The sequence below is a fragment of the Rhodanobacter sp. UC4452_H20 genome (assembly GCF_052978205.1).
The window spans coordinates 547511-560834 of record NZ_CM129662.1; the positions used below are offsets into that span (position 1 = coordinate 547511).

Sequence of the window (13324 nt, forward strand, 5' to 3'; positions counted from 1 at the left end):
TCGGCACACGACGGAATTGCGCGAGGTGACGGTCATGAAACGCCTGCTGCTCGGTTTGCTCGGCCTGGTGCTGCTGGTGTTGATCGTGGCGGGCGGCGCCTTGCTGCTGGTCGACGCCAACCACTTCCGTCCGCAGATCCAGGCCAGCCTGGGGCAGGCGCTCGGCCGCGAGGTGACGCTGGGCCAGTTGCACGTTTCGATCTGGTCCGGCTCGCTGGATGCCGACGAGATCCGCATCGGCGATGATCCGGCGTTCGGCGACAAGCCGTTCGTCAGCGCGAAATCGTTGCAGCTTGGCGTGAAGCTGTGGCCGTTGCTGCTGCACAGGCAGGTGCAGATCACCTCGCTGACGCTGGACCAGCCGGTGGTGCGCCTGCTGCAGAATCGTGCCGGCCAGTGGAACTTCTCCCATTTCGGTGCCGGCACGGCGACGACACCCGCCGCCAGTGCCTCGTCCGCTCCACCGCCCGCGTTCAGTGTCGACCGGTTGCGGATCGCGGATGGTCGCATCGACCTGCAGCGCGCGGCCGGCGATGCGCGCAGCTATCGGAAAGTGGATTTGCGCGCCGACCATGTGGGCCTCGGTGCGGCGTTTCCGTTTTCGATGAGCGCCGACATCGCCGGCGGCGGCAGCCTGAAACTGGATGGCACGCTCGGCCCATGGGACGCGAAGGACGCACTGCTGACGCCGGTCGAGGCGCATCTGGTGATGCAGGGGCTGGACCTGGTCGGCGCCGGCCTGATGAGCAGCGCCGACGGCGTCGGCGGCGTGCTTGATATCGACTCGCGGATCAGCTCGGCGAAGGGCGTACTGACGTCGAAGGGCGGCATCGACGCGCGCCGGCTCAAGCTGGTGGCGTCCGGTTCGCCGTCGCCGCAGCCGCTGCGCATCGACTACCAGGCCAGCTACCGATTGCTCGACGGCACCGGCCGCATCGAACAAGGCACGCTGGGCAGCGGCGGCGCGAAGCTCGCCGTCGACGGCAGCTTCGACAACCGTGGCAAGGTGATCGGGCTGGATCTTCACCTGCGCGGCAAGGCGTTGCCGGTCGACGACCTGCAACCGCTGCTGCCCGTGTTCGGCGTGGTGCTGCCGAAAGACTCGCGCCTCAGCGGCGGCAGCGTGGGCGTGGACCTGCGCGCGCGCGGCCCGCTCGACGCGCTGGTGATCAGCGGCCCGGTAACCCTCGACGACTCGCGCCTGGCCGGCTACAGCCTGGGCTCGAAACTCGGCGGGGTGCTGTCGCTGGCGGGCATCAAGGCACCGCGGGACACGGTGATCCGGCACGCCGCCGCGACGCTTAAGATCGCACCCTCCGGCATCCACGCCGAGCCGGCCAGCGCAGAGATCGCCGAGCTGGGCAGCTTCACCGGCAAGGGCGGCATGGCTGCCGACGGCCGGCTCGATTTCAACATGCTGGTCAAGCTCGATCAGGCGATGGCCGGCGGTGACCAGGCATCCGCCGGCCTGCTGCGCAATTCGAAGGCCGGGCGCCTGCTCGGCGGCGTGCTCGGCAGCGCGTCCGAACATGGCGTCGGCGTGCACGTCGGCGGCACCGCGAGCGCGCCCAGCTTCAAGCTCGATCCTTCGGCCGTCGCCGGCTTGCTGGGCGGTGACGCCAGCCGCAACAGCCCGGCAGCCGAGACCCGGCCGGCGAGCAAATCCGGCAAGCAGGATGCCCTGAACAGCCTGCTGCAGGGCGTGCTGGATTCGCGCAAGAAGCAATGAGGACGAGGGCAACGGGCAGGGAATCCGGAGCCAGGCCCCAAAAGGGGAAGCGGCGAGTACGGAAACCCTGATCTGATCAGCCCGGCATGGATGCTGTCTATCCAGCCACGTCGGTGTGGTTTCGGGGAGGCGCTGTGCGTGATCCCGGGCGACCGATACCCGGCATGGGGCGCGTCGAACCCGAAGCTCCCGCGTCGCCGCCGAGCCTGTCGCGCCGAGGCCTGCGGCAATTTGCTGCAGACCGGCGTCGCGCGCGGGACGTGGCGCGGATCGTTCGCCGTGACGGGACTTGACTGGAGTCAAGGCGTCACCGCGCAGTGCGGGCCAGCATCGGTCCCGACAGCACCGCACACATGCCGGTGAAGCGAGGTATCCCATGGAATTCCACATTGCGCTGACCGGCGGGTCGCCCGAGCCGGTGGTGGTGCAGGACGCCTTGTTCAACGTCGACCCGACCGCCGTGGTCGACCTGGACATGAGCGGCCTGGTGATGCGCGTGTCCGCGGCGGCGTCCGCGACGGACCTGATCGAAGTGTTGCGCCAGCTCGGCTGGGCGGTGACGCCGGCACAGGTAGTGCAACTGCCGTCGATCTGCTGCGGCGGTTGCGGCGGCTGACGTCGATGGCGTGCGGATCAGCCGGCCTGTGCTTTGCCCGCTCGCTGCAAGGCAGCGGCCTGCGCATCGCGCTGGTCGAGAAACAGCAGGAGGCGGCGCTGGGGGCGCCGGCCGATGACTGGCGCGAGATCGCGATAACCCGTCACTCGCTGCGCCGGTTGCGTGCGCCGCAGCGGGCCTGATGGAGCCGCGGTGCCCGCTCACTGCCGGTCGAAACGCCCCCACACCAGCTTGATGGCCACGCCGGCCAGCACGAGGCCGCCGATCACCAGCATGGCCATGCCCGAGCGCTGCTGGTCGTCGAGCAGGTAGTTGTTGCACAGGCGCACCGGCGAAACCAGGTACAACCAGCCCAGCCGGAAGAACGTGGCGATCAGTTCGAGCAGGAACACGCCACGCACCACGAAGCCCATGCGCGGCCAGCCCAGGCCCAGCGGCAGCCCGATCAGCAAGGGCACGCTGGTGAACTTCGCGAACGCCATCCATGGTTCGCTGACCGCCGCATCCAGCGAGCGCGGCAGCATCCAGAACATGCCGGCCAGGGTGGCCAGCACCAGGCTGGTGATGCCGTGGCGGTTCCAGCGCGCGATGCCTGCGGCGATTCGCGGCGGCAACGCGCCGCCCAGCAGGCAACCGGTGCCGATCAACAGCGGTATCTGCACCAGCATCTGCAAGCTCATGCGGCCTTCCAGCCACGCCCGTGCCGGTGGCAGCAGCAGGGCTGCGAACAGCACGGCGGCCGTACTCGGAGCCAGGCGTGGCCAGTGGGCGATCATCGTTCGATGTCGTCGCGCACGGTTTGTGCCACGGTCTGCGTGTTGCCGGTGTCGAGTATTCGCACCAGCCGCCCTTGCGGGTCGACTACGTGGATCGCGGCGTTGTGCACGTAGCCGCCCATCCTGTCCGGCACCACGGTGACGCCGAACGTGCGCAGCAGCTGGCGCGAGCCTTCATCGCTCATCGGCCGGGCGGCGATCCAGCCGTGGCCGCGGCTGCGAAAGCGCTCCTGGTAGGCGGACAGTTCCGCAGGGGTGTCGTGCGCCGGATCGAAGCTGATGCTGAGCAGAACCAGCTTGTCTTCGGCCAGCGGTGCAGCCAGTTGATCCTGCAGTTGCGCAAACTCTCCGCCCAGCGCCAGGCACCAGCTCTGGCAGCGGGTGTAGACGAAGTCGACCAGTACCCAGCGACCGCGCAGGTCGGCCAGGTTGAGCCGCGCGCCGGACTGGGTTTCCAGCAGCACCGCCGGTACCAGCGGCGGGTCGCGCCGCACCGCGAGGCGGCGCGCAGTTTCGCTGGTGAACGCCTGGAAGCCGTCGGTGGCGACCGTCAGCGCGGCGCCACCGAGCACGAGCAGCAGTCCGCTAGCCAGCAGGGTGCGAAGGATCGGCATCGGCCGGTGCCTTGAGCAGGCCGACGATGATGCGCACCGCGAACACCAGCATGCCCAGGATCAACACCATCGCCGCGACCGAGCCGACGCGGTCGGTCGGCACCCATTCCGGCAGGTGCACGGCGAAGCGCCGCGCCACGCTGACGTGGCCGGCGTACAGGAACGCCATGCAGAAGCTGATGCCGCCGACGACGTACAGGAACAGTCCGGTACGATCCGCGCCGCTGTTGACCGGCGCGCGCCGGCGGCTGCCGACCACGTGGTAGAGCAGGGTGAGGATCATCGGCAACACGCCCAGCAGCAGGTAGAAGTGGAAGTGTCCCGGCACCCACTGCGTGTTGTGCATCACCCGGTTGACGCTGATGGTGCCGTCGATGATCGCCGGCACGATGCCCGCGGCCCAGCCGAACAGCGCCAGCACGGCCAGCATCGAGGGCATCTTCCAGCGCAGCCCGGAGCGGTGGATGTTGGTCAGCACGCCGTACGCGGTCACCAGGAACACCGGGAAACCGGCGGCGTAGGAAATGATCTGGCCCATCACCAGCATCCAGCGCGGCTCGGCGTAATCCATCAGCAGGTGGTGCGGGAACACGATGATCACGAACACCGTGCTCACCGCCCACGACCACAGGAACGGCCGCGAGATCCCGTAGGGTTTGCCGGTGTAGCGCGGCAGCAGTTCGTAGACCGCGATCACGCCCATGTAGATGGTGGCGTTGATAATCATGTGGCCGAACCAGTAGATCAGGTTCTTCACCACCAGCGCGTTGAGCGCGATCTCGGGGTCGTAGAGGTTGATCAGGCACATCACCAGCACCACCGCGCCGGCCAGGATGCCGAGCGAGTTGGCGATGATCACCATGGTGCCGGCCACGACGGCCTTGGGATGGGTCGGGTCGATCGTGCCGCCGAACAGCCATTGCAGGCCCAGTCCGCGACCCAGGTTGCCGTAGCGGCGAATGATCGCCGCGGCGGCGTCAAGGTAGAACAGCAGCATGCCCACGCCGATCAGCAGGTAGCCGATCATGAAGGCGGCGGCTGCGCCGCTGCTCCACAGGCCCATCGAGTGCACCGGCAGCGGGTAGAGGAAGGTCCATGCGCTGGCGAAGTTGCCGATGAACACCGCCCAGATGATGCACAGCGCGCCCAGCATGAACAGCACGTAGTTGCTCACGAACGCCCACAGGTGCAACGACACGTATTTGCGCAGGAAGAACCACATGACGGCGGTGCTGGCCAGGCTCATGGTGCCGACCATGCCGGCCCCGTGCATCGTCATGATCTTGTAGAACATGCCGGCCAGGACCGGTGTCCACTCGGCCTGGGTCATGCGCATGGTCAGGCCGAGCAGCATCATCAGCACGAACAGCAGCAGGGCGGTGATCATGTAGAGGTTGAACATCACGCGTTCGCCGCGTGGCAGCCTCTCGTCCAGCGGATAAAGTTCGAGCGAGCTCATGGCTTGTCCCCCGCGGCAGCAACCTCGAGTTCGGTCGTCATTCCGGTGTGTGCGACGCCGCAGTATTCCAGGCACATGATCCGGTAGGTGCCCGGGGTGTCGAACGTGTAGAGGATCTTGTTGGTGAATCCGGGCATCGCCTGGGTCTGGGTGACGATGCGGCCGTCAGGTGCGTAGATCGCGAAGCCGTGGTTGACGTCGCTGGCGGTCACCCGGAACTCAACCGGTTCACCCACCTTCAAGTGCGTCTGGCTGACGTCCCAGGTCCATTGGTGGCCGATCACGTCGACCACCTGCGTTGCCTGCAGTGGTGCGTGCTGCGGCGGGATGGGAAAGGGCCGCAGGCTGGCCCAGGCGATCCCGATGCCAAGCAGCAGCAGCGCCAGGAACAGTCCGCGGCGCAAGGTGATGGAACGTCGGTTGACGCGTGCGGCCTCGGCGGCTTCGGCCGGCCTGCCGGCCTGGGTGATGGCATAGACGAAGCCCAGTGCCACCAGCCCCATCCCCGTCAGCGTGATGGCCCAGATCACGTTCTGGAAGATCATGGTCGTTCTCTCCCCGGAAAGCGCCACGTCCAAGCCCGTCTACGCCGTATCGGCAGCGGTGTCAATGCACGGTGGCGGGGGAGGTCGTGGTGGGCCCTGCGATGCCTGTCCCGGAACGGCCGTCCGGGCGGCCGTGTTTGCGGCGTGCGTGACGCCGACACGGCCACCTGTCGAAGCACGGCCCAAGCCGCGGCATCGACGTGTCAAGGGGAATTGCCGAGTCGCGAGGCGATGCGTACCTCGCCGGTCAGCACCTTGTGGATCGGGCACTTGTTGGCGATCTGCAGCAGGCGTTCGCGCTGCTCGTCGTCCAGCTCGCCTTCAAGCGTGATCACGCGGGTGATGTCGTTGCCCGCGGCCGGCGTGCCGTCGGGATTGAATTTCAGGTCGACGCCGACGTGGCGCAGCGGCCAGCCTTTGCGCGCCGCGTACATCTGCAGCGTGATCGCGGTGCAGGCGCCCAGCGCCGACAGCAGCAGCCGGTGCGGCGCCGGGCCGGTGTTGGCGCCGCCTTCCTCGAGCGGCTCGTCGGCGTGCCAGCGGTTGCCCTGGTCGTCGGTGAAATCGACCGCGTACGGCGCGCTGCCGGTGCTGGCGCGGACGGTGGGGATGCTCATGGCGGGTTCTCCTTGGTCGGGTTTCAGATCACGTCCCACAGGTAGCCGTCATGCGCGAGCACCGCGCCGGCCAGCTGCTCGATCGCCTCGTCCTCGTTGCGCTCCAGCCCGCGCACATTGCGCGCCATGCGGCGGCGCGCCTGCCGCGCGAACACTTCGGCGATGCTCATGGCTTCCTCGGCGGCCGGATGCGACTGCTGCGCCAGGCTGTCGGCGCGCGACAGCACGCACAGGCCGACGAACAGGTCAATCGCGATGTCGGCCAGGCGCTTCTGCGCGTGCTGCATGTCGGCCGCCTTCTTGCCATGGCGGCGCAGCAGCGCATCGGAGGATTTGGACAGCTCCACCGTGTATTTCTCGTAGGTGGCGGCGACCTTGCGCAGCCGCGGCGAGAGTTCGTGCGCGATGCGGTCGATGCCGTAGCCGGTGGCCTCGCGCATGCGCCGGCCGGTGTAGCTGCCGAGCACGCCGAAGCCCTTGATCGGGTCGTTGAAGATGTCGCCCACCGCCGCCTTCAGCTCGGAAAGGCCCGCGCCCACGCCCTTCAGGCCGGACAGCGCGATGTACAGGCGCAGGATCTCGTTGGTGCCTTCGAAGATCGACAGGATGCGCGTGTCGCGGGTGATCTGCTCGTACGGAAACTCGCGCATGAAGCCGTTGCCGGCGGCGATCTGCAGCGCCTCGTAGGAGGCGCGCTGCACCGCCTCGCTGGCGAACACCTTGCTCATCGCCGCCTCGACCGAGTAGTCGCTGCCGCCGCCGTCGATCAGGTGCGCCACCATCCACACCGCGCTTTCGGCGGCGAAGCAGTCCACGCTCATCTGCGCGATCTTCTCGCGCACCAGGCCGAACTCGGCGATCGGCTGGCCGAACTGCTTGCGCTCCTTCGCCTGCGCGCTGGCGAGGCGGATCAGCGAGCGCATGCCGCCGACCGCGCCGCCGCCCAGGCCGGTGCGGCCGCTGTTCAAGATGCTCATGGCCACCTTGAAGCCCTTGCCGACCGGGCCCAGCACGTTTTCCGCCGGCACCCGCACGTCGGCGAATGCGACCGTGGTGGTGGACGAGGCACGGATGCCCATCTTGTCCTCGTGCGGGCCGTGGCTGACGCCGGGCCACGCCGCTTCGACCAGGAACGCGGTGATCTTGCCCTCGGACGTGTCGGTGCGCGCGAACACGGTGTAGAAGTCGGCGATGCCGCCGTTGGTGATCCAGATCTTCTCGCCGGAAAGCGTCCAGCTGCCGTCGTCGTTGCGCACGGCCTTGGTGCGGATGGAGGCGGCGTCGGAACCCGCGCCGGATTCGGTGAGGCAGAACGCGGCGATCATCTCGCCGGTGGCCAGCTTCGGCAGGTAGCGCTGTTTCTGTTCGTCGCTGCCGAACAAGAGCAGGCCCTTCATGCCGATCGAGCTGTGCGCGCCGATGGTCAGCGAGACCGAGCTGTCGTGGCTGCTGGTCTGGCCGAGCACGCGGGCGTAGGCGCCGTTGGACAGCTCCATGCCGCCGAATTCCTCCGGGATGATCAGGCCGAACAGGCCCATCTCGCGCAGCGCCTGGATGAACTCGGCCGGCTGCTCGGCGTCGCGGTCGTACTGCTTCAGTTCGGCCGTCTTGTCGGCGAGGAACTGGTCGATCGCGTCGGTCATCGCGCCCAGCATTTCGCGGTCGCGGGCGCGGATCTGCGGGTAGGGGAACAGGTTCTCTTCCAGGATGTTGCCCAGGAACAGCTGCTTGGCGACGCTCTCGTCGCTGCGCAGCGCAGGCTGCTCGGTAGTGGCGGGCGATGGCGTGCTCACGACGCGTTCTCCTGGCGTGGGTGAATGGCCCATTCTGGCACTTCCCGACGGTCTGGCCCTGCTGCCAATGGACGCAGGCCCGCTTCGGCTATCCTCGCCCTGCATCATTTCGGGGGAATGCCATGAAACGACTCTTCGCCGGCGCGGCACTGCTCGCCGCGTTCACGCTGGCCGGCTGCGCGCCGCACGCCGCGGTCAAGCCGGACAGCACCATCACCCTGTCGCTCGACGAGGCGGGCAAGCAGGTTGCCGATGCCGACGAACAGAAGGTGCTCGACGCGTTGAAGATGATCGAGGCGGGCAAGATCCAGCTGGCGATCGACGGGCCGCTGACCGAAGTCGTCAGCAAGTACGAGGCGATGTACGCGGGCAAGCCGGGCAAGGTGTTCTGCGCCCGCGGCCTGGTCGATGCGCTGGCCTACGCCGGCATGGGCGCCAAGGCGGTCAACGGCAAGGCCGACGTGCCCGTGCAGGTGATCGGCCCGGCCTGGGCGCAGGCGTACTGGGCGCGCGGCTACGCCTACAGCGAAATGGCCCGCTACGCCGATGCGCGGGCCGAGCTGGAGAAGGCCCTGGTGTTGTCGCCGATGGACAGCCAGTACAAGAGCGAACTTGCGTTCACCTACCAGCGCAGCGGTGACTGGGAGAAGATGCTGGCCCTGTACCAGGAAGCGGAGGGCGATGCGGGGATCAGTGGCGCCACCCCCGAAGATGCCGTCCGCTTGAAGTGCGTGGCCCTGCGCGGCCAGGGCTACGCGCTGGTTGAGCTGCATCGCCTCGACGAGGCGACCGGGGCCTACCAGGGTTGCTTGAAACTCGTGCCCGGCGAACCCAAGTCGTTGGCTGAGCTTGGATATATCCAGGGTTTGCGGGCGAAGGCGCACTGAGCGGCCTGCCCGCGACCCTGCTTCGCGGAGGCAGCACCATGGCAACCGGCTGGGCCGGCGACGGCGCCGTGCAGGATCAGATCGACGCTACCGTCAACGACGGTGTACAGCGGGCGCGCCAGCAATTGCGCAAGGGCCCGGGCCTGACCCATTGCGAGGAATGCGAAGCGCCGATCCCCGCGGCGCGCCGCGCCGCCGTGCCCGGCGTGCGCTTGTGCGTGGCCTGCCAGCAGGAGCGCGACAGCGAGCGCGCCGCCAGCCTGTACAACCGCCGTGGCAGCAAGGACAGCCAGCTGCGCTGAGCCGGTGTCAGGGGCCGGGCAGCATGGCCGGCGGCGGCGGGTCCGGTCATTGGCGAACGCCGTGGCCGGCGACGCGGATCACACCCGGCTTGTGCGGCGCGGAGTATGGTGTTGCGAACAGCATTCGTCACAGCGACTGTCGTGGAGGTACCGGCTTGACCCCGACGCCCCCCGCCGAACTTGCCGCAGGCATCGATTATTTCTTCGCGGTGCGCCCCGACGGCCACGCGCGCGTGGAGATCGCCAACGTGGCCACGCGTTTTCGCCGCTCGCAGCGCGCCAGCGGCGTCCCGGTGTCGGTCGACAACCTGCACCTTGCCTTGTGCCCGATAGGCCGGCCCGAACGGCCGCAGCTGTCGCCGGAGCGCGCCATGCTGGCCGCGGGCGCCGCGGTGCGGGGCAACGCGTTCACGATCACGCTGGACGCCGCCATGCGCTGCATCCCCACCGGCGGGCAGTTTCCCTTCGTGCTGTGCGCGGACCCGGTCACCGCCGCGGCGGCGCTGGAGCTGCGCAAGGCAATCGCCGCCGCACAGCGCGCGCAGGGACTTCAGGTCAACGGCGTCTCCATTTTCCATCCGCACGTGGCCTTGCAGCACGGGCCGGCGATCGACGCGATCGAGGAATCGATCAACCCGATCCGGTGGCGCGCGGAGGAGTTCGTGCTGATCCGCAGCTTCTTCGGCCAGGCCAGCCATGAAGTGATCGGCCGCTGGCCGCTGGCGAGCGAACCCGCCCCGGCCGCGGTCGACATGTTGGCCGAACTGGCCAACATGCCTGACTTGCCGGCACTCCCTGACGAATGAGGCGCTGGTCGGCGGAGGCCTAGATTGGCGGCTCCGCGCGGACCTGCGGCATGCTTGTGCGCTGTTGTCGCGTCAGCGCGTGCTCGCGCTGGGCGATGTAGAGGCTGGCGCCGATGATGATGGCCGCGCCCAGCGCGGTGTAGTGATCCACCGCCTCGCCGAAGATCCACCACGCCAGCACCGCCACGATCAGCAACTGCAGATAGCTGAAGGGCGCCAGCATCGACGCCTCGGCCAGGCGCAGCGCGCGCGTCCAGCAATAGTGGCCGCCGGTGCCCAGCGCGCCTGACAGCACCAGCCACGGCCAGATGCCGGCGTGCGGCCATTGCCACACCGACAGTGCCGCAGGCAGCGACAGCGGCACCCACAGCAAGGTGGTCAGCAGCACGATGCGGTCGGCCGGCTCGCTGCCGGTCAGCGACTTGATGCTGATCGTCACCGCGCCCGTGAGCCCGGCCGCCAGCAGCGCGACCATGCTGCCCGGTGCGAACGCGGCACTGCCGGGGCGCACGATCACCAGCACGCCGATGAAGCCGGCGATCACCGCAGTCCAGCGGCGCCGGCGCACCACCTCGCCGAGAAAGATCACTGCGCCGATGGTGACGAACAGCGGCGACGAATACGACAGCGCCACCGCCTCGGCCAGCGGCAGGTTCACGATTGCCCAGAAGCCCGCCAGCATGCCGCCCATGCCGAGCACGCAGCGCATCACGTAGAAGCCGAAGCGTGGCGTGCGCAGCAGCGACCAGCCCGGCCCGATCAGCAGCGGCAGCGCGAACAGCGTGCCGAACGCGCTGCGGAAGAACGTGATCTGGAACGGGTGCAGTTGCGCCGAGGCCAGCCGGATCACCACCGCCATCAGGGCAAACAGGCTGGCGCTGGCCAGCATCAGCAACACCGCGCGCAAGGGCAGTGCGGTTACGGGCGACGAGGGGGGGATCGGAGCCAGGGCGGTGCCGCGCAAGGACGTGGGAGGCGCGCATGGTAGCCCATTCCGCCTCGGCGCCGTGCGGGCAATGCCCGCCCTTCACACTGCGACAAGAGCCGGCGGGCGGTGCCGCCCTACGGCGTTGTGCCGCCGGATGCGGGCAGGCTCTGCTCCTGCCTTCCGTGTTGCGGATTGCCCGACCACGCCTGCAGGCGTTCGCGCACGGCCGGCTCCAGGCTCTTCATGCCCCAGCGGCGGCCTTCTGCCAGCGCGGCTTCGCTCGATTTGCCGTCGATCAAGGCAGCGCGCAGCGCGATCATCGCGCCGACCCGGTTGCTGCTCGCGCAATGCACCAGGGTTTCCTGCGTGCCGGCCTGGTGCAGCAGGCGGTCGAACTGCACCACGTTGTTGCGGGTCAGGTCGGCGGCGCCGTGGATCGGCAGGTTGTGATAGTTGATGCCCGCCGCGCGCATGGCGGCGGCCTCGTCAAAGCGCGGCGTCTCGCTGTCCACGCTGAGGTCGATCACCTGCTTGATGCCGGCTCGCTGCAGGGCGGCCACGTCATCGGCCTGCAACCTGCCCGATGCGACCCGATGCGGCGCCGGGAACGACACGTTCGGCAGGTCGGCCAGCGCGGCCTCGGCCGGTGCGGCGGCATGCACGGCGAGCGGAGTGACCGTCAGAATCAATGACAACAACAAGGATCGAAACATGTCGACAATCTCGCATTGAACCCGCCACAGGATAGCCGACGCCGCCTTGCGGCCGTTTATTGCCGCGCCTGCAGGCGCAGCCCGCGCGGCGTCAGCCAGCGCTCGACCAGTTCGAACAGGCCCTGCACCAGCAGCGCCAGCACCGCCGCGGGGATCGCGCCTTCCAGGATCAGCGGGATGCTGTCCAGCCGGATGCCGGTGAGGATCGGCTGGCCGTAGCCACCGGCGCCGATCAGCGCGGCCAGGGTGGCCGTGCCCACATTGATGACTGCGGCGGTCTTGATGCCGGCCAGGATCGAGCGCATCGCCAGCGGCAATTCGATGCGGCGCAGCCGCACCCGCCGTGGCAGGCCCAGTGCCGCGGCCGATTCCATCAGTTCCGGCGCAATGCCGACCAGGCCGGCATGCGTGTTGCGCACGATCGGCAGCAGGCTGTACAGGAACAGCGCGGCCACCGCCGGCCAGGTGCCGATGCCCAGCAACGGGATCATGAACACGAACATCGCCAGCGACGGCACCGTCTGCAGCACGCCGGTGGCCGCGATCACCAGTTGCCCCAGCCGGCGCCGACGCGCGGCGACGATGCCGAGCGGGATCGCCAGCGCCAGCGCCAGGCCCAGCGAGCTCGCCACCAGCTCGATGTGCTCCACGCTGCGCTGGCGCAGCCGCTGCCACAGGCCGCGCCGCCCCGCCTCGACGCGGGTGCCGAGGAAGTCGGCGGCCACCGCGCTGTCGCGGCGGCCGTCGAGCTTCACCGCGGCATTCATCGTGCGCATCGCCTGCTCGTCGATGCGGCCGGCGAGGCGGCGCAGGGCGGCGACGAAGGCGGGCTCGTCCCGCTCCAGCGCCAGCCGATAGAGGAACACCGCCTGGTAGCGCGGGAAGTAGTGGCGGTCGTCGGGCAGGGTGCGCAGGTGGTAGTAGGGGATCTCCGCGTCGGTGCTGTACAGGTCGATCGCATCCACCGCGCCGCTGGCCACCGCGCGGTAGGACAGCACGTGATCCAGCCCGCTGACCTTCGTTTGCGGCAGGGCATAGGCGCGGCGCAAACCCGGCCAGCCATCGCCGCGGTCCATGAACTCGTTGGAGAAGCCCAAGCGCAGCGACGGGTGCGCGCGCAGGTCGGAGATGCGGCGGATGTCCAGTCGCGCCGCCTCGTCCTGACGCATGCCGATCGCGTAGGTGTTGTCGAAACCGAGTGGGTCGGTGATGCCGATGCCCAGCGGTTTCAGCCGGGCGCGCAAGGTGGCGATGTCGGCGTCGGCCGGCACGTCTTGCAGCAGCTCGTGGGTCAGTGTGCCGGTGTACTCGGGGTAGGCGTCGATGTCGCCCTGCTGCAGGGCCTTCCACAGGATGCGGGTGCCACCCAGCTCGCGCTCGTGCACGGCCTGGACGCCGGCATCGCGTGCGGCCAGTCGCGCGATCTCGCCCAGGATCACCGACTCGGTGAATTGCTTGGAGCCGATCCGCACCGGTTGCGCGATCGCCAGCGCCGGCAGCAGGCCGGCGAGCAGCACGATGGCGATGCGGGCAGGCATG

Annotated in this window: 15 protein-coding genes; 6 read left to right on the top strand and 9 right to left on the bottom strand. The window is 68.7% G+C overall.

Annotated features, from left to right (window positions below; translation table 11 throughout):
- Positions 1 to 25: 25 nt before the first annotated feature.
- From ACVCMC_RS02585 to ACVCMC_RS02595, 3 genes are all read left to right on the top strand, one after another.
- Positions 26 to 1729, top strand: coding sequence for an AsmA family protein (locus tag ACVCMC_RS02585; protein WP_447098573.1), 1704 nt, complete (start codon positions 26 to 28; stop codon positions 1727 to 1729).
- A 376-nt stretch (positions 1730 to 2105) separates the two neighbouring features.
- The gene (locus ACVCMC_RS02590) at positions 2106 to 2345 is read left to right on the top strand and encodes a hypothetical protein (RefSeq protein WP_395119321.1); all 240 of its coding nucleotides are present in this window, start codon (positions 2106 to 2108) and stop codon (positions 2343 to 2345) included.
- Positions 2346 to 2350: 5 nt separating this feature from the next.
- Positions 2351 to 2527 (top strand): hypothetical protein, encoded by a 177-nt coding sequence (locus tag ACVCMC_RS02595; RefSeq protein WP_395119319.1) that lies wholly within the window; start codon positions 2351 to 2353, stop codon positions 2525 to 2527.
- Between the two features lie 18 nt (positions 2528 to 2545).
- Here ACVCMC_RS02595 and ACVCMC_RS02600 read toward each other — a convergent pair whose 3' ends face one another.
- From ACVCMC_RS02600 to ACVCMC_RS02625, 6 genes are all read right to left on the bottom strand, one after another.
- Entirely contained in the window at positions 2546 to 3079 is a 534-nt protein-coding gene (locus ACVCMC_RS02600) for a hypothetical protein (protein ID WP_447098574.1), read from the bottom strand.
- Positions 3080 to 3117: 38 nt separating this feature from the next.
- Entirely contained in the window at positions 3118 to 3735 is a 618-nt protein-coding gene (locus ACVCMC_RS02605) for an SCO family protein (protein WP_447098575.1), read from the bottom strand.
- Positions 3707 to 5194 carry a cbb3-type cytochrome c oxidase subunit I gene (locus ACVCMC_RS02610; protein WP_395119313.1) on the bottom strand — a complete coding sequence of 496 codons (1488 nt, stop codon included), beginning with the start codon at positions 5192 to 5194 and terminating at the stop codon, positions 3707 to 3709. The genes ACVCMC_RS02605 and ACVCMC_RS02610 overlap by 29 nt, the downstream gene beginning before the upstream one ends.
- The gene (locus ACVCMC_RS02615; RefSeq protein ID WP_395119311.1) at positions 5191 to 5739 is read right to left on the bottom strand and encodes a cytochrome oxidase; all 549 of its coding nucleotides are present in this window, start codon (positions 5737 to 5739) and stop codon (positions 5191 to 5193) included. The genes ACVCMC_RS02610 and ACVCMC_RS02615 overlap by 4 nt, the downstream gene beginning before the upstream one ends.
- A 203-nt stretch (positions 5740 to 5942) precedes the next feature.
- Positions 5943 to 6356, bottom strand: a complete 414-nt coding sequence (locus ACVCMC_RS02620) for an OsmC family protein (protein ID WP_447098576.1) — start codon at positions 6354 to 6356, stop codon at positions 5943 to 5945.
- A gap of 23 nt (positions 6357 to 6379) precedes the next feature.
- On the bottom strand, positions 6380 to 8149 hold the full coding sequence (locus ACVCMC_RS02625) for an acyl-CoA dehydrogenase family protein (protein ID WP_447098577.1): 1770 nt from the start codon (positions 8147 to 8149) through the stop codon (positions 6380 to 6382).
- Between the two features lie 122 nt (positions 8150 to 8271).
- On the opposite strand from ACVCMC_RS02625, the gene ACVCMC_RS02630 reads away from it, so the two are divergent.
- From ACVCMC_RS02630 to ACVCMC_RS02640, 3 genes are all read left to right on the top strand, one after another.
- The gene (locus tag ACVCMC_RS02630; RefSeq protein ID WP_447098578.1) at positions 8272 to 9036 is read left to right on the top strand and encodes a tetratricopeptide repeat protein; all 765 of its coding nucleotides are present in this window, start codon (positions 8272 to 8274) and stop codon (positions 9034 to 9036) included.
- Between the two features lie 38 nt (positions 9037 to 9074).
- Positions 9075 to 9338, top strand: coding sequence for a DksA/TraR family C4-type zinc finger protein (locus ACVCMC_RS02635; protein ID WP_395119303.1), 264 nt, complete (start codon positions 9075 to 9077; stop codon positions 9336 to 9338).
- Positions 9339 to 9493: 155 nt separating this feature from the next.
- Positions 9494 to 10144, top strand: coding sequence for a 2'-5' RNA ligase family protein (locus ACVCMC_RS02640; RefSeq protein ID WP_447098579.1), 651 nt, complete (start codon positions 9494 to 9496; stop codon positions 10142 to 10144).
- 19 nt (positions 10145 to 10163) lie between these two features.
- Here ACVCMC_RS02640 and ACVCMC_RS02645 read toward each other — a convergent pair whose 3' ends face one another.
- The 3 genes from ACVCMC_RS02645 to ACVCMC_RS02655 all read right to left on the bottom strand — a co-directional run bounded on the left by ACVCMC_RS02645 (position 10164) and on the right by ACVCMC_RS02655 (position 13323).
- Positions 10164 to 11051 carry a DMT family transporter gene (locus tag ACVCMC_RS02645; protein ID WP_447098580.1) on the bottom strand — a complete coding sequence of 296 codons (888 nt, stop codon included), beginning with the start codon at positions 11049 to 11051 and terminating at the stop codon, positions 10164 to 10166.
- A gap of 155 nt (positions 11052 to 11206) precedes the next feature.
- Positions 11207 to 11767, bottom strand: a complete 561-nt coding sequence (locus ACVCMC_RS02650; RefSeq protein ID WP_447098581.1) for a hypothetical protein — start codon at positions 11765 to 11767, stop codon at positions 11207 to 11209.
- Between the two features lie 74 nt (positions 11768 to 11841).
- Positions 11842 to 13323 carry an ABC transporter permease/substrate-binding protein gene (locus ACVCMC_RS02655; protein WP_447098582.1) on the bottom strand — a complete coding sequence of 494 codons (1482 nt, stop codon included), beginning with the start codon at positions 13321 to 13323 and terminating at the stop codon, positions 11842 to 11844.
- Position 13324 lies beyond the last annotated feature (1 nt).